Below are 16,417 nucleotides of genomic sequence, written 5' to 3' on the forward strand. Positions count from 1 at the left end.
CCCATCCTACGGACGGCCGCCATGGCTGCACCCCGCCCGGCCCGGGGTCAGTGCCCCTTGAAGGCCTCCGCCAGCCACCAGGAGCCGGAATCGGAGGCGATTTTTGCGTCAATGACCAGCGGCCGGACCGGCTTCGAGGCCACCCACTCCCGCACCGCGTCCAGGTCCGCGAGGGTGCGCACAGTGATTCCGGTGGCGCCGAACCCGCGGCCGATGGCCGCGAAGTCGGTGTCCGGGAACTGGACGGAGCCCATGTCCGCCTCCGGGGTGTCGATGGCGAAGTGGTGCACTTCGGCGCCATAGGCGGCGTCGTTGTAGACAATGCAGACCAGCGGCATGCCCAGCCGCACCGCCGTGTCCAGCTCGGCGATGGCCATGTAGAAGCCGCCGTCGCCGGTGCCCAGCACCGGGATCCGTCCCGGCTGCGCCAGGCCGGCCCCGATCGCCGTGTACAGGCCCAGCCCGATGGCCTGGAACGCCTGGGTGAAGTAGAAGCCGAATTCGTCCGGCACCGAGAGGAACTGGCTGGGGTAGCCCATGAAGTTGCCCGAGTCCACGCTCACGATGCGTTCGGCCGGCAGGATCCCGTCCAAGGCCTTCGTGAGCCTGCGCGGGTCGATGGACCGCCCGTCGGAGAGATCCTCGAAGTCGACCTGCTGCCAGTGGATTGCTTCCTGGATGCGCGCTTTCACGGCAGCGTTGCGGTAGCCTTCGCGGGCCGGCACCTTGCCGGCGAGCAGTGCCTCCAGGGTGTCGATGGCGCACTGTGCCGAGTCCCCCACAACGCCCAGGTCGATGGGCCGGTTGGCGCCCAGCGCCTGCTCGTCGAGGTCAACCTGGACCACCGTGGTGCCCGCACCAATCAGGTGCCCGTGCCGCATGGTCCACATGTTCAGGGCGCAGCCAAAGCCGACGAACAGGTCCGCGTCCGTGATCAGTTCAGCGGCCAGCGGGGAGGAGAAGCCGCCGGAGATGCCCAGGTTGAAGGGGTCCTGGTTGAACAGGCCCTTGGCCACCGCGTAGGTGGCGACCAGTGCGCCCGCATGGTTGGCCAGGGCAAGGATTTCCTCCCCCGCCCCGCGTCCGCCCCGGCCCGCAATGAACACGGGGCGCCGCGCGCCGGCCAGCAGGCCGGCCAGGGCCCGGACGGAAGCGCGCGAGGGGCGGATCGGTTCGACGGCCGTGACGGCAGCGGCCGCCGCGGCGTGTTCCGCGGGGGCTTCCTGCGCCTGCACGTCCAGCGGCAGGTTCAAGACCACCGTCCGGCGGTCATTGACCGCCCGGCGGTAGGCGCGGACGGTGTCGGCCACGGCGCTGGCGGCCGAATGCACCCGCTCGGGCACCGCATAGACGGACGCGGCAAAGCCGTCCTGGTCCATGGCGAAGTTCGAGTAGACGGCGCTGGGTGCCGCCTCGGCGGCGAGCACGATCATGGGGGTGCGGGACTTGGCGGCCTCGCCGATGCCGGTGCCGGCGTTGGTGAGGCCGCAGCCCTGGTGGACCGAGACCACGGCGACCTTGCCGCTGGTGCGTGAATAGGCGTCAGCCATGGTCGCTGCGCCGCCCTCGTGCCGGGCCGCGGTAAACGGCACGCCGTGCTCCATGAGCGCATTGGTCACGGCGAAGTTCCCTGACCCCACCACCCCGAAGCAGTGCCCGACCCCGAGTCCGGCCAGCGTCCTGCCGACAAGCTGTGAAACGTTCATGGTTGCTTCCTTGGTTGCTGGGCGGCTGCGGGGTGTAGGCGGGGGCGGATCACTTCTGGACCATGGCCGGCACGCGGGCCGGCGCGCCGGTTCCGCCGACGATCGGCAGCGGGGCCACCACGACCATGACGCCGTGGGTGGGCAGCTTGTCCAGGTTCTTCAGCGAGGTCATGCCGTATTTGTCGGCACCCAGCAGGAAGTGGTGCATGGGGAACGGCGGGTTCAACGCGGCGGCGTTGCCGGCGTCGATTCCCACGGTTTCCACCCCGACGCCGGAGACCCCCGGTTGTCCGGCGATCCACCGGGCACAGTCCGCCGTGAAGCCCGGGGTGTGTGATCCGGAGTCGTCGAGGTTCAGGAAGGCCTGCTTGTCGTGCCCGAACCGGTCCCAGCCGGTGCGGAAGAGCAGCCACGAGTTGGCCGGGAAGGGCCCGTGTTCTTCCTCCCACGCCAGCAGGTGCCCGGTGTCGATGAGGAAGTCCGGGTCCACTGCGGACCTGGCACTGAAATCAAGCACCACGGCCGGGCCCACGAGGCGCGCCGGGTCCAGTTGCGAGACGTCCTTTCCGTCGCGGCCCGAGATCCAGTGGATGGGGGCGTCGAGGTGCGTGCCGATGTGCTCGCCCGTGTGGATGTTGTGGTGCTTCCAGTAGGGGCCCGGCCCGTTGTAGGCGGAGACCTCGGTGAGGCTGAAATCAGCCAGGTTGGCCAACGGCTCCGGCAGCACGGGCGTCGGCGTGTCCGCGGACAGCGGCACTGTCAGGTCATGGATGTCGACGGCACCGGCGGCCGGCGAGGCGAGGACTTCATGGACAGGACGCATTGAATCTCCAGTGTTCGATGGCGGAGGGCGCCTTGGCACCCGTCCGGGACATTGTTTGTTGAATTTTGGTGACGGCGGTCACGGCCAACCTGTTGCTGGACAAGGTACCGGCAATGCGGCCGGCCGCCGGGAGGGCCCCGTCAGACAATGTCGTAGACAGGCACCCGCGACTGGTGGTGCACCACACGCCGGGGAATGAGTGCCACGGCAGCCGCTGCGGCCACCGCAATGGCGGCAAAAGTGGCAAAGTTCCATTCAAGGGGCAGCGCCGCACTGCCGATCCACCCGCCGATCAGCGGCCCTGAGATGGCGCCAATCCGGGCGAAGCCCAGGGCCCACCCGGTGGCCGTGGCCCGGACGCCGGCGGGATGGTGATCGGCAATGTAGCCGGTGAGAATCAGCGACGTGGAGATCGATCCAACGCCGGCAAAGGCTACGAAGAGCAGGTTCACGGCCATGTTGTTGGGGAACATCAGCAGCAGGATGCCCAGGCCGCACAACACATAGAAAACCATCAAAACCAGCTTCTGGCCATACTTGTCTGCGGCCCGGCCCAGCAGGAGTCCGCCGATGGCGGAGGCAAGGCTGAACACCACCAGGAACACCAGGGAGGACCCGAGGTCGTAGCCGGCCGCCTTCATGATGGACGGCAGCCACGTGTTCAGCCCATACACCAACACCATTCCGCGGAACAGGGAAATCCAGAAAAAGACGGTGGACCGAAGGTACTTCCTGCTGAACATGGTGAAAGTGGCCGCCCGCCACGGTTCCGCGGCGACGTCGGCCGGCGTCGGTTCCGGCCCGCCCGGTCGCCGAGCGTCCCAATGAGCATGGCACCGGCCAACATGCCCGCCAGCCCGTAGGCGCCCAGGGCGCCGAGGGCGAGCGGTGACAGGCCCCAGGCCTTGTACTGTGCCAGGGCGGGCAGCACGGCGCCAAGCACGCCCACGTCGCAGCCTTCCGAGAGGAAGGCGAGCCAACAACAAAATAAGAGAATTCCGGTGGTCCCACGTGGCACGTTCCAGTCGTTCAGCGGCGCAGGGGTCATTGGTCACGCCATTTCACAGGGGCGTACATTCACTGGGGCGGTGCAGCCGGCCGGCGGCCCGGCATCGGTACGGAACGGGGCGGCACGTTTCCGTGCCGCCCCGTTCCGTTGTTTTTCGGGTTGTTGCGGTTATGCCATGGCGGGTTCGGTTGCGGGCGTGGCTGCCTGGGCCGGGGTCCAGCGCAGGTGTTCTGGCGCGCCGTCGGCGCCAGCCTCGGTGAGCAGGGACAGGCGCGGGCGCACGGCGTCCGTGCGGGCGCTCGGGGGCTTGCGGCGCCCGGCCCGGAATTGCGGGATCCACCCGGCCCCGTCGCCGCGGTAGCCCTGTTCGGCGGCGGCGTGCAGCGTCCATTGGGGGTCATAGAGGTGCGTGCGGCCCATGGCGACCAGGTCGCAGCGCCCGGCCAGCAGGATGGAGTTGACGTCGTCGTAGCTGGAGATGGCGCCTACGGCGATGACTGCCACGCCGGCGGGGGCGGCGACTTCCTGGCGGATGCGGTCCGCGAAGGGTGTCTGGTAGCTGCGTCCGTAGGCGGGCTTTTCCTCGGCGGCGACCTGGCCGGTGGACACGTCGATGCCGTCCGCGCCGTGGGCCACGAAGGCGCGGGCGATCTCGACGGCGTCGTCGGCGGTGTTGCCGCCGTCGATCCAGTCGGTGGCGGAGATGCGCACGGTCAGCGGCTTGCCGGCGGGCCAGGCGGCGCGCACGGCGTCGAAGACTTCCAGGGGGAAGCGGAGCCGTTGTGCCAGCGTGCCGCCGTATCGGTCGGTGCGCGTGTTGGATACCGGTGAGAGGAAGGAGGAGAGCAGGTAGCCGTGGGCGGCGTGGATTTCCAGCAGGTCGAATCCGGCTTCCCCGGCGCGGCGTGCCGCGGCGGTGAAGTCGGCTACGACCTTGTCCATGCCGGCCCGGTCCAGTTCCACGGGGACCTGGCTGCCGGGGCCGTAGGGCAGCGCCGAGGCGCCGGCCACGGGCCAGTTGCCGTTCGCCAGGGGCTGGTCGATGCCTTCCCACATGAGGCGGGTGGAGCCCTTGCGCCCGGAGTGGCCGAGCTGGACGCCGATCTTCGCCGTCGAGTTTCCGTGGACAAAGTCCACGATGCCTTTCCAGCTCTCGCGCTGCCCGTCCGTGTACAGGCCGGTGCAGCCCGGGGTGATGCGGCCCTCGGGTGAGACGCACACCATTTCGGTCATGACCAGCCCGGCCCCGCCGAGTGCCTTGGATCCGAGGTGGACCAGGTGGAAGTTGCCGGGGACGCCGTCCACGGCGGAGTACATGTCCATGGGGGAGACGACGATGCGGTTCTTCAGTTCCAGCCCGCCGATCCGGAAGGGCTGGAACATGGCGGGAACGACGTCGGTGCGGCCCTGGGCGGCGGCAAAGCCGGCCTCGACGCGCCCGGCGAACCGGGGGTCGCGCAGGCGCAGGTTTTCCTGGGTGATCCGGCGGCTGCGGGTGAGCAGGTTGAAGGCAAACCGGGTGGCGTCCTGGTCCTTGTACTGGGAGATCTGCTCGAACCATTCCAGCGACGCCTGGGCCGCGCGCTGGGTGGATTCGACGACGGGGCGGCGTTCGGTCTCGTACGCCGACAGGGCGGCTTCCAGTCCGGGGTGTTCGTGCAGGCAGGCGGCCAGGGCCAGGGCGTCCTCCATGGCCAGCTTGGTGCCGGAGCCGATGGAGAAGTGGGCGGTGTGCGCGGAGTCGCCGAGCAGGACGACGTTGCCGTGCCGCCAGGTGCCGTTGCGGACCGTGGTGAAGTTCAGCCACTTGGAGTTGTTGACCAGCACCTCGTGGCCGGCGAGTTCCTCGGCGAAGATGCTGCGGATCTTCGCGACGGCCTTTTCATCCGAGGCGCCGGGCGGGAACACCTCCCCGGCGGTCTCGTCGAACCCGGCGGCACGCCAGACGTCCTCGCCCATTTCCACGATGAACGTGGAGCCCTGGTCGGAGTACGGGTAGCCGTGGATTTGCATGGTGCCCCACTGCGTGTCCTTGACGAAGAACTTGAACGCCTCGAAGACCTGGTCCGTGCCCAGCCACATGAACTTGTTCGCGCGCGGGTCCAGGGACGGTTTGAAGGTGTCGGCGTAGGTGGCACGGATCTGGGAGTTGATGCCGTCCGAGGCCAGGACCAGGTCGTAGTGTGCCTCCAGTTCCGCCACCGGCGGTGCCACCGTGGAGAACCGCAGGTCCACGCCGAGTTCGGCGCAGCGGTGCTGGAGCAGTTCGAGCAGTTCCTTCCGGCTCATGGCGGCGAAGCCCTGGCCGCCGACGGTGACCGTCTCGCCGCGGAAGTGGATGTCGATGTCGGACCAGCGGGCGAAGCGGCGGGACATGTAGTCGGCGATGACGGGGTCCGCGTTGCCGATCCCGCCCAGGGTCTCATCGGAAAAGACGACGCCGAAGCCGAACGTGTCGCTGGCGGCGTTGCGTTCCCACAGGGTGACCTGGTGGGCGGGGTCGAGCTGCTTCATGAGGGCTGCGAAGTACAGGCCGCCGGGGCCGCCTCCGACGATGGCGATTTTCATGGTGGTCTCCTTAAGCGTTGGACGGCAGGGTGGCCGCGGGGTGTCGGGATTCGTCCCGGAGGCGGTCGCGGAGCTTGAAGTGCTGCAGCTTTCCGCTGGGGTTGCGCGGCAGTTCCGCCACGAACTGGACGTCGCGCGGGTATTTGTAGGGGGCGATTGTCTGCTTGACGAAGTCCTGGATTTCCTTGCGCTTGGCGGCGTCGCCAGGAACGCCTTCGCGCAGGACGACGAAGGCGCAGACAACGGAGCCGCGTTCCGGGTCGGGGCGGGCCACGACGGCGTTTTCCATCACGTCGGGGTGCTGGTCGATGGCCGCCTCGACCTCGGGGGCGCCGATGTTGTAGCCGGAGGAGACAATCATGTTGTCCGAGCGGGCCTGGTAGCGGAAGTAGCCCTCGTCGTCGCGCAGGAACGTGTCGCCCGTGACGTTCCAGCCGTTGCACACGTAGTTCGCCTGGCGCGGATCGTCCAGGTAGCGGCACCCGGTGGGGCCGATCACGGCCAGCCGGCCGACCTCGTTGGGGCCCAGTTCGTTGCCGTCGAAGTCAAGGATCGTGGCACGGTAGCCGGGCACCGCGACGCCGGTGGCACCCGGGCGGATGTCCTCGCCGGCGGCGGAGATGAACACGTGGAGCATTTCGGTGGAGCCGATCCCGTCCACGAGCCGGAGCCCGGTGGCCGTATATACCGCGTCCCAGGTCTCCTTGGGCAGGTGTTCGCCGGCGGACACGGCCACGCGCAGGCGGCTCAGCAGCTCGCTGCGGCCCGCCTTCAGGATGGCCCGGTAGGCGGTGGGCGCGGTAAAAAAGATGCTTGCACCGGCCGCGGCGGCCGCTTCGGCCAGTTCCACGGGCGCGGCGCGTTCGGTCAGCAGGGCCGAGGCGCCGAACCGCAGCGGGAAGACGACCAGCCCGCCCAGCCCGAACGTGAACGCCAGGGGCGGGGAACCGGCAAAGACGTCCTCGGGCGTGGGCCGCAGGAGGTGCCGGGCAAAGGTGTCCGCGTTGGCCAGGATGTCCCGGTGGAAGTGCATCGTGACCTTGGGGACCCCGGTGGTGCCCGACGTCGGGCCCAGCAGGGCAACGTCGTCGGCGGCGGTGTCCACATTGGCGAACTCCCCGCTCTTGGCCCCACACCGTGCCACCAGGTCCGCCTCGCCACCGCCGCCATAGGCCAGGACAGTGGTGGTCCCGGCCGCGGCGAGCAGCCCTTCCATGAACCGGTGGTCCGACAGCGCCACGACGGGGCGGGTCAGCCCGATCGTGGCAGCGACCTCCCCGGCGCGCAGCATGGGCATCGTGGTGACGACGACGGCACCGGCCTTGAGCACGCCGAGCCAGCACGCGACGAGCCAGGGGTTGTTGGGGCCGCGCAGCATGACCCGGTTGCCCGGCACCACCCCGAGGTCCTCGGTGAGCACCTGGGCCACCTGGTTGGCCCGGCGGAGCAGCTCCCCGTAGCTCCAGGTGCCGCCGTCGGGCGTGCGCAGCGCGGTGCGGCCCTGGCCATACGCCGCGGCCGTGTCGTCAATGAGCGCGGTGGCCGCGTTGAGCCGTTCCGGGTACTGCACCTCCGGAATGGTGAACTCCAGGACGGGCCAGCTGTCACGGGGCGGGAGGTGGTCGCGGGTGAAGGTGTCCACGTGGGCCGATGGTGCCGTCATGGCCTGTCCTTTCGCTGGTGCTTCGACGGGTGCTTCAAGGTCGGCGGGTGCTCCAAGGTGTGTGGTGCTCATGGCCGGTCCACACTGCGGATCATGCCCTCTTGCGCGACGGTGGCCAGCAGCCTGCCTTCGCGGTCGTAAAACCGGCCCAGGGCCAGGCCCCGGTTCGACTGCCCGGACACCGCTTCCTGGGCGTAGAGGATCCAACCGTCCGCGCGGCCCTCGCGGTGGAACCACATGGAGTGGTCCAGGCTCGCGGTCGCCAGGCCCGGCGTGGACCAGTTCAGCGAGCGGACGCGCAGCAGCGGCTCCAGGATCGTGTAGTCGCACACGTACGCCAGCGCCGTCCGCTGCAGGTCCGGGTCATCGGGCAGGGCGCCAAAGGCGCGCACCCACACGCACTGGTGCGCCGCCACCCCGCCGTCCACCTCCAGGTACACCGGGCCGGGCACATGGCGCATGTCAAAGCTGCGCCCGCCCGACCAGTACTCCGCGGCAGGGCCCTCAACACCCTTGAGCACCTCGGCGGCGCTGCGCAGGGTTGCCGGGTCGACGGCGGCCGGCGCGTCCCCCTGGAAGTCCGGCCCCTGTTCGGGGACCTGGAACGAGCCCATGGCGGTGAAGACGACCTTGCCGTTTTGATGGCCGCGCACGGTGCGGGTGGAATAGCCGCGGCCGTCGCGCAGGTGCTCGACCTCGTAGCGGACCACCGAACCGACGTCGACCGGGCGCAGGAAGTAGCTGTGCATGGAATGCATGCTCCGGTCCGCACCCACCGAGCGCATCATGGCCGCCGCGGATTGGGCCACCATGTCCCCGCCATAGGCCTTGGGCCAGGGCACGTACTGGGTGGTGGCCTCGAACGCCTCGTCGCCGTGTTCGGGGGCCACGGCAGAAAGTTCCACCGCGTTCAGGAAGGTCTGCGCGGAAAGCGTCTGGATGTCCATGGTCCTCAAGCCCTCCGGTAGTCGGCGAGGGATTCGTCGGGGACGTCCTCGAGGTTGACCACAATGTTCTCAGGCGTGCGGGCGGTCAGCCAGACCAGTTCCTCCGTGGTGGACATGTTCGCCTCCACATGCGGCATGAACGGCGGCACGAACACCCAGTCGCCCGTCAACAGGTCCTGGAACTGCGAGTAGTTTTCCCCGTAGTAGATGCGGCCATGGCCGCGCAGCACGTAGCCGCCTGTCTCCGCCTCCCCGTGGTGGTGGGGCAGCGAACGGTATCCGGGGGTGTTGGAGACCTGGCCGAACCAGATCTTCGTGGCCGGGGTGTGCTGGATGCTGACGCCGGAAACCCGGACGCAGTCCCCCGACTGCGCCGTGTTCGTGTCCTCCTCCCCGGCCCGGGTCACGACGGGCACCACTGCACCGTCGGGCCCGGCATACACGGAATTGTCGCCTTCGGTGCGGTATTCCTCAATGTCGGTGGTCATGCTGCGGACTCCTTCGTCACGAGTTGTTGATGCAGGTCTTGGTCTTGGGGGTGGATGCGGAGCACGTTTTCCAGCACGCCGATCCCGTCGATTTCCGTGCGCAGCACGTCGCCGTCGGCCAGGAAACGCGGCGGCACCATCCCCATCCCGACGCCGCCGGGCGTGCCCGTGAGCACCAGGTCCCCGGCACGCAGGGTGGTGAACCGGGAAATGTAGGAGAGCAGCCGGGCCGGCCCGAACACCAGGGTCGAGGTGTCTCCGGCCTGGACAGGCTCCCCGTTCACAAAGCCGCGGACCGTAAAGCCCGCGCCGGCCGGAAACTCATCGGCCGTCACCAGCACCGGGCCCACGGGCGTCGCGGCATCAAAGGCCTTGCCCTGGAACCACTGCAGTGTCCGGTTTTGCCAATCACGCATGGAGACGTCATTGGCCACCGTGTACCCGGCAATGGCGGCCGCCGCCTCCGCTTCGTCCGCCCGGTGCAGCGTGGCCCCGACGACGACGGCGAGCTCGGCCTCCCAGTCAACCTTGGCGCTGCCGGCAACCTCCAGCACATCCCTGGCACCGGCCAGCGAATCGGCAAACTTCACAAACAAGGTGGGGAACTCCGGCCGGTCCCGGCCCATCTCGGCAATGTGGTCCCCATAGTTCAGGCCGCAGCAAATGACCTTCGCCGCCCGCGGGAGCAGCGGCGCCAGGTCCGCCTCGCGCTCCGGGACCGTGGCGCCTGCCGCGGCAGTGTCCACGGCGGCCGCAACCGTGCCGCGCCAGTCCGGGCCGGCCAACAGTCCGCCCACGTCCCCGGCCGGCAACGGCAGGAACCCGACACCGGGAAGGAGGAGCGCCGCCGTCGTGCCGTAACGGGTGCGCAGGGTGGCAAGTTTCACGGGTCTTTTCCCTCTCACATTGGTGATCACTGATTATGTATCGACTTATTTACGATCGTCACATATGCTCAACGTAGCACGATCGTCACGATCTGAACATGGATTTTTCAAAATCGCCCCAGGGGCGCCGCAAGGAGGCTGGACATGAACAACACAACAGCGACGGGCAACACCACCATCAACCCGGAATCGCTGCCCAAGCCACGCGGCTACGCCCACGGCGTGCTCGCCGGAAACACGGTGTACCTGGGCGGGCAGACGGCCCTGGACAAGGACATGAACATCGTGCCCGGCGGCATCGTGGCACAGTTCAGGCAGGCGTTCTCCAACGTGCTGGCAACCCTCACAGAAGCCGGCGGGCAGCCCGAGGACCTCGTCAGCGTCACGATCTATCTCACCGACGTGGACGACTACATGGCCAACGGCAAGGAAATCGGGCAGCTCTGGCGCGAGATGGCCGGCTCCAAATACCCCGCCATGGCAGGCATCGGGATCAGCCGGCTTTGGCAAAAGGAGGCCCTCATCGAAATCCAGGGCGTCGCGGTGATCCAGGAGCGCTGATTTCCGCAGGCGCACTGGTTTCCGCGGGCGCGCCCCGGGCGCAGGCGGGGCCGGGGGGCACTGTGCCCGCGCGCCCCGCCTGCGTGTTTTCCGGTTTTGAAGTGCCCCGGTCAGCGGCCGGCGGCGTCGATGATGCTGTGGGCGTGCGCTGCCGCCAGCCGGGAAATGAGGCGGTGCACGGTCGAGAACGCCGCCCTGGCCTGGGGGCCTTTCCAGCCGTCCGGCAGAAACTCCAGCGGCAGGCTCGGGTCCCGGTAGGGAAAGCGCCGCCACGCGGTCAGCATGGGGATGTAGTAGCGGAACGCATCGGCGCGCAGTTCCGGCGTCGACCGGGCCAGTGCCTGGTCCGGGTCGTCACCGAGCAGGCCGAGCCACTGTTCGGCGGCATCGTGGTAAAAGTCAAGGAACTCGCCAAGCTGTTCGTCCAGGGCAGCCAGGTCCCACCATTGGGCCACCTTGGTGCGCATGTCGCCTTCGGCCAGGTAGTCGCCGCGGAAGAACTCAACAAACTGGCCCAGCCCGCGCTTTTCAAGCCTCCGCCTGGTCTCGCCGAGCACGCCCGCCGGTGCAATCCACACGCCCGAGGCGACGGAACCGAACCCCAGCCAGGAGAGCTCGGAGCGCAGCTGGTGGCGCTTGTTGCGCACCGCTTCCGGCACGGAAAAGATGGCCAGGACCCACGCGTCCCCGGCCACGGACCGGGTGGGCGAGAATATGCGCGCGTCGCCTTCCTTGAACACCTCCAGGACACTTTCCGACAAGGCATACTTGGCCACCTTGTCCGTCCTGACACTTTTGAGCACGTCCTTGGCCTTGAGCCGGGACACGGAGGACCGCACACCGGGCGCGTCGTAGCCGAGGTCACCGAGCAGCGCAACAAGTGCCGAGACCGGCATCGCGGCGTCCGGCCCCCGGCTGTAGAGCCCGAAGATCGTGACAATCAGCTGCTGGTGGCGCACCGGAGGCGCGGGAAATTCCAGCCTGGCCCGGGTGCCTGTTTCCGTCACGGCTTTCCACCCCGGCATCGCACGGCGGCACGGCAGTTCACGGCGGCACGGCATCGCACGGCGGCCCGGCCACGTCCCGGGCTGGCCTCCCTCACGGGACGGCCGGCCCGATGGCCGCCAGGATGCCGGCCGGCCAGGGGGAGGCGGCCTGGGCACCCGGGGCGACGTGGGCCGTGGTGAACGTGCCGTGGGCCGCCAGGCCTCCCCCGGCCCCCTTATGGGCCATGCCCTCGACTTCGAAGGCGAAGGTCATGGACGTGCGGCCGATGGCTTCAACGGCAACGGTGGCCCGGATCCGCTGGCCAAACCACAATTTCGCACGGTAGTTGACAACCTGCTGGACACGGGGTGCACAGGCGAAGTAGTCCGGGAGGTGCAGCGTCCTGAACAGTTCCGCCTCGGCCGCTTCCACCCAGCGCAGGACGGCGGAGTTGTGCTGGTGGCCGGAGGCGTCGGTGTCCACCCATTCCACCGTCCGCTCAACGCAGGCCCGCGGCCCGCAGGCCTGATCCAAGGTGTGCACTGGGATCCTTTCGATGACGGAACATGTCCGCGGGGGCAGCACCGGTGCGGTGCGGCCCAGCCCGAGTCTATCGGCCATTTGGCCAATGACATATCAAATTCATTACGGTGATCATTAAGTCACCATGTCTTGCGTGCCGGTCAGGCCTGCGGGGTGCGGGCGTCACCGGTGCCGGTGGGCCGCACCCCCAGCCGTCCACCCAAGTCAGTCGGCGAGCACCAGGTACTTCCAGCTTCCGGCCAGCGCAACCCTGGCACCCCAGCGTCCCGTATAGACGGGGTAGTAGTAACGGGCTCCGGTCGCGGCGTACCGGGCGATCAGGCCCCGGCTGCCCGGACTGGCAAATCCGGGGACCGGGCTCAGGACGTCATAGCCCTGCCACCCGGATCCGATCACCTTGCGTGGTTCACTGATGATCCCGCCGGAGCCGTTGCCGCGGTAAAGCAGCATGGCACCGGTGCTGGTCCGTACCAACAGGTCAGCGCGGCCGTCAGCGTCAAAGTCCAGCTGCGTGATTTTCAGGCCGTTCCAGCCCGTGCCGATCCGCACTGCCGTGTCAACGGTTGTCCCGCGGCGGTTGGCCCAGTAATACAACCCTCCGGCGCTGTTGGTCCCGACCAGCCAAGGGTAGGGCGCCGACGTTGTCCACTTGCCGACGGTGAGGGTGATGCCCTGCCAGCCCTGGGTCGCGATCACCGGACCGTATCCCAGGCCACCGCCTGACCCCAGGTACACGCTGACCCGCCCGCTGCTCCATTGGACCAGCAGGTCCAGGACGCCGTCGCTGTTCCAGTCGGTGACGTGCATGTCGCGGATGCTGTAAAAGCCGTGGCCGATCTGGCGCGCGGCGCCGGACTTCATGGCCCCGGTGGCCGGGACGTCATAGAGCCGCCCGGAGGAATCGGCATACACGGTGTCGCCCGGCGAGGTGATGGCGTGCGCCGGTGGCGGTGTCGGGGTCGGAGCGGGCGTAGGTGTGGGGGCTGTTTGGGTCGCGGCGTCGGCGAATGCCGACACCCCCGAGGGCGTCCCCAGCCCGGTTGGGCCGTCATAGCCGGCGGTGCCGGAGCAGAGGTAGGACGGGGTGCAAATGCCGTTGGCGCCCGTCGTCACGTCGTTGAGCTGGGCGGGGTGCAAATACGGGAACTGTGCCGGATAGGAGCCTGATCCGGGGGTCCCGGCCATGGCATAGACAGCGGCGATGATGGGCGCGGAGGCGCTGGTGCCGCCCACCACCATCCAGCCGCCGGATGAGTAGTAGACGGCCATGCCGGTGGCCGGGTCCGCCACGGCCGACACATCACTGGTGGTCCGGGTGGTGCAGCCCGTGTCCGGCTGCCAGGCGGGCTTCGCCGATGCGTAGGAGCAACCGCTGCCGGTGCCGGACCATGCGCTCTCCGACCAGCCGCGCGTGCTGCCGTCACGGACCAGGCTCGTGCCGCCCACGGCCGTGACGTAGCTTGACGCGGCCGGATAGTCCGCACCGTAGCCGTTGTCGCCGGCGCTGGCGGTGACGGCCACCCCCGGGTGGTTGTAGTACGGGTCATAGGAGGAGTCGAGGCTGCCGGAGGGTGTGCCGTAGCTGTTCGAGACGGCCACGGCACCCTTGGCAACGGCCGTGTCCACTGCGGCTCCCAGATCGGAGACCGCGGTGGTGTCGGACTCGACCAGCAGGATTTTGCACAGCGGGCAGGCAGCCGAAACCATGTCGAGGTCAAGGCTGGTTTCGGTGCCCCACCCGGTGTCGGGGCCAGGGTAGGCGCTGCCGCCGCGCTGGTCCACCTTGGTGAAGCACCCGCTGGCCGAGGAGCAGGGCGGCAATCCGTACTTGGCCCGGTAGGTGGCCAGGTCCGCCTCCGCGGTGGGGTCGTCATAGGCGTCGACCACCGCCACCGTCATGCCCGTTCCGGCGGTGGCCGACGGCAGCTTGTAGGCCGCCTGCAGGTCTGTGGGCGCGTATCCGGCGGGCACCGTGGCGGCGGAGGCCAGGGGGCCGCCCACGTCGAGGTCCTTGACGGAGTTGCAGCTGGCATGGCGCAGGGTGGCGGGTGCACATACCGGCCGGTGCCTGTGCCCGGCCAGGGCTGCCTTGACGTTGCGGTTGATGTCCGGGTGGACGGCCACGGACGCGGCCGCGGGGGGAGGCGGCGGGGAAGGCGTCTCGGCATGGGCCGTTCCGCCCAGGCAGACTGACAGAAGGACGCCGACGGCGGCGGCACCGGTCTTGTAAGCGAGCCTCCCGAATCTGCCTGGCTTCGTCACGTGCGGTCCTTTCACGGGTTCTGCAGCGCCGGATGTCGCCGGGCCGGGGCCGGCTTCACCGCGTGGGCCATGGGGCCATGGCTGCGAGGTGGGGCCACTGCGATCGTACCTGTGCGGCGCGGCGGGAGGGTGGCTGCGGGCAAGATTACGCCGGGAGGAATTCAACCTTCGCCGGCGCGGCCGGGTCAAAGACCAGGCGGCGCGTGGCAATCTTCTCTGTGAAGAAGCGGTCGTGGCTGACCACCAGCACGGCGCCGGGGAAGTGCAGGAGCGCGCGCTCCATGACCTGGGTGCTGGCCAGGTCCAGGTGGTTGGTGGGTTCGTCCAGGACCAGCACGGAGGCACCGGAGAGGAGGCACTGGGCCATGGCCACGCGCGCCTGCTGCCCGCCGGACAGCTGGCCGATGCGTTGCTTCAGGTCCGCCTCGGAAAACTGGAACATGGCCAGGAAGCGGTTGACGGACTTCTTGGTGGCGGTCAGCGCCAGGCTGTCCGGCAGTGCGTTGACGGCATGGGTGACGGTGTCCGCGGGATCCAGTGCGGCCAGGACCTGGTTGTAGGAGACCGGGCCGCCTCCCTTGGCCCACGCGACATGGCCGGAATCGGCGGGCTCCTCCCCCATCAGCACCCGCAGCAGCGTCGACTTTCCGGAACCGTTGGCGCCCACAACCGCAAGCCGGTTGCCGCGGCGGATTTCCAGGCTGACGTCGCGAAACAGGGTCCGGTCCCCGTACGCCTTGGCCAGCGATTCCACCCGGCACAGCACGTCCTTCACGTGCAGGCCTGCGTAGATGTCGGTGATGATCTTGTCCACGGGACGGGGTGCGCGGGCCTTCTTGATCTTGGACAGCTTCGAATCGAGCCCCTTGGAAGCGGCCTTCGCTGCCGCCCGGCGGTCGGAAATCCCCTCCGCTTCAAAGGCCAGCAGCTCGGATTCGTGCACAAACTGGCTCTCGAGGGTCTTGAGCCGGAACTGCTTGGCCACGACGTAGTCGTCAAAGTTTCCGGGGTATTCATGCAGGTGGAAGTTCTCAACCTCAATGATCCGCGTGACCACAGAATCCAGGAAGCGGCGGTCGTGGGAGACGATGATGGCGGCGCCCTGGAAGTTCTTGAACCAGCCCTCCAGCCATTCGACGCCGGCCACGTCCAGGTAGTTGGTGGGCTCGTCGAGCAGGAGGACGTCCGGGGCCTCGAGCAGGATTTTTGCCAGGGCGGCCCGGTTGCGCCAGCCGCCCGAAAGGTCGTCAATGGGGCAGCTGCGGTGGGCTTCGCTGAAGCCAAGGGTGGTCAACACCTTGTCAATGCTGCGCTGGTAGTCCCAGCCGTCCAGCCGGTCCATGTCCGCGAACAGCTCCGACTGGCGGTGGACCAGCAGGTCCAGTTCCTTCTCCGCGGGGCCGGCTGCGAGCGCGGCGTCGATGCCGGCCAGCCCGGCTTCCAGCTCCACGACATGGGCAAACACGTCCTGGAGCACCTCAAGGATGGTGGCGGCGCCGTTGAGTTCGGAAAACTGGGAAAAGTAGCCGATCCTGGTGCCCAGTTCCACGGCCACGGTGCCGGTGTCCGGCTGCACCTGGTCCAGGACCAGTTTCAGCAGCGTTGACTTTCCCGAACCATTGCGGCCGATCAAGCCCACGCGGTCGCCGGCGTCGAGCCTGAAAAAAGCTTCGCGCAGCACCTGGATTTGGTCGAAGCGGACGCTGACGTCGTTGAGGCGGATCAAGCTCATGGGTGCGGTCCTTGTTGTGCGGGTCGGTGGCGGGCCCTGACGGAACACCCGCCCCCACTGTACCGGCACGGCGGATGTGCCGGGTCCCGGCGCAGCGCCAACGCCACGGACGGCCGCGCACAGCCCCTCGGGTACCCGCCGGCGGTGGAGGGCAGCCCGGAATTCACCGCACGCGTGCCGCTCGCACCCCTTGGGAGGGACGACGCCGGGCGGTGCCGTGGGCGCCCAAGGCCCCGGGCGC

Annotated in this window: 13 protein-coding genes; 1 reads left to right on the plus strand and 12 read right to left on the minus strand. The window is 68.6% G+C overall.

Going from position 1 to position 16,417, the window contains the following annotated elements:
• Positions 1 to 47: 47 nt before the first annotated feature.
• The 8 genes from G6035_RS16455 to G6035_RS16490 all read right to left on the minus strand — a co-directional run bounded on the left by G6035_RS16455 (position 48) and on the right by G6035_RS16490 (position 10,091).
• On the minus strand, positions 48 to 1,706 hold the full coding sequence (locus G6035_RS16455) for a thiamine pyrophosphate-binding protein (protein WP_176618189.1): 1,659 nt from the start codon (positions 1,704 to 1,706) through the stop codon (positions 48 to 50).
• A gap of 49 nt (positions 1,707 to 1,755) precedes the next feature.
• Positions 1,756 to 2,529 (minus strand): cyclase family protein, encoded by a 774-nt coding sequence (locus G6035_RS16460; protein ID WP_176618190.1) that lies wholly within the window; start codon positions 2,527 to 2,529, stop codon positions 1,756 to 1,758.
• Positions 2,530 to 2,669: 140 nt separating this feature from the next.
• Positions 2,670 to 3,272, minus strand: a complete 603-nt coding sequence (locus G6035_RS16465) for an MFS transporter (protein ID WP_256128062.1) — start codon at positions 3,270 to 3,272, stop codon at positions 2,670 to 2,672.
• A 434-nt stretch (positions 3,273 to 3,706) separates the two neighbouring features.
• Positions 3,707 to 6,106 carry a bifunctional salicylyl-CoA 5-hydroxylase/oxidoreductase gene (locus G6035_RS16470; protein ID WP_176618191.1) on the minus strand — a complete coding sequence of 800 codons (2,400 nt, stop codon included), beginning with the start codon at positions 6,104 to 6,106 and terminating at the stop codon, positions 3,707 to 3,709.
• Positions 6,107 to 6,116: 10 nt separating this feature from the next.
• Positions 6,117 to 7,769: an AMP-binding protein gene (locus G6035_RS16475; protein ID WP_176618192.1), complete on the minus strand. Its 1,653-nt coding sequence runs from the start codon at positions 7,767 to 7,769 to the stop codon at positions 6,117 to 6,119.
• A 68-nt stretch (positions 7,770 to 7,837) separates the two neighbouring features.
• Positions 7,838 to 8,716, minus strand: coding sequence for an acyl-CoA thioesterase II (locus G6035_RS16480; protein ID WP_176618193.1), 879 nt, complete (start codon positions 8,714 to 8,716; stop codon positions 7,838 to 7,840).
• 5 nt (positions 8,717 to 8,721) lie between these two features.
• On the minus strand, positions 8,722 to 9,204 hold the full coding sequence (locus tag G6035_RS16485) for a cupin domain-containing protein (protein WP_176618194.1): 483 nt from the start codon (positions 9,202 to 9,204) through the stop codon (positions 8,722 to 8,724).
• Positions 9,201 to 10,091 carry a fumarylacetoacetate hydrolase family protein gene (locus G6035_RS16490; protein WP_176618195.1) on the minus strand — a complete coding sequence of 297 codons (891 nt, stop codon included), beginning with the start codon at positions 10,089 to 10,091 and terminating at the stop codon, positions 9,201 to 9,203. Before G6035_RS16490 ends, G6035_RS16485 begins: the two co-directional genes overlap by 4 nt.
• 144 nt (positions 10,092 to 10,235) lie before the next feature.
• On the opposite strand from G6035_RS16490, the gene G6035_RS16495 reads away from it, so the two are divergent.
• On the plus strand, positions 10,236 to 10,652 hold the full coding sequence (locus G6035_RS16495) for a RidA family protein (RefSeq protein WP_176618196.1): 417 nt from the start codon (positions 10,236 to 10,238) through the stop codon (positions 10,650 to 10,652).
• A gap of 110 nt (positions 10,653 to 10,762) precedes the next feature.
• Here the strand turns inward: G6035_RS16495 and G6035_RS16500 are convergent, their stop codons facing one another.
• The 4 genes from G6035_RS16500 to G6035_RS16515 form a co-directional block, all read right to left on the minus strand.
• Entirely contained in the window at positions 10,763 to 11,659 is an 897-nt protein-coding gene (locus G6035_RS16500; protein WP_256884153.1) for a PaaX family transcriptional regulator C-terminal domain-containing protein, read from the minus strand.
• 91 nt (positions 11,660 to 11,750) lie between these two features.
• Positions 11,751 to 12,182 carry an acyl-CoA thioesterase gene (locus tag G6035_RS16505; protein ID WP_371131051.1) on the minus strand — a complete coding sequence of 144 codons (432 nt, stop codon included), beginning with the start codon at positions 12,180 to 12,182 and terminating at the stop codon, positions 11,751 to 11,753.
• 204 nt (positions 12,183 to 12,386) lie between these two features.
• Positions 12,387 to 14,444: a hypothetical protein gene (locus tag G6035_RS16510; protein ID WP_176618198.1), complete on the minus strand. Its 2,058-nt coding sequence runs from the start codon at positions 14,442 to 14,444 to the stop codon at positions 12,387 to 12,389.
• Between the two features lie 145 nt (positions 14,445 to 14,589).
• A complete protein-coding gene (locus tag G6035_RS16515; protein WP_176618199.1) occupies positions 14,590 to 16,176 on the minus strand; it encodes an ABC-F family ATP-binding cassette domain-containing protein in 1,587 nt (528 codons plus the stop codon).
• Positions 16,177 to 16,417: the final 241 nt, after the last annotated feature.

This window comes from Arthrobacter sp. SDTb3-6, assembly GCF_013376095.1.
GTDB lineage: Bacteria > Actinomycetota > Actinomycetes > Actinomycetales > Micrococcaceae > Specibacter.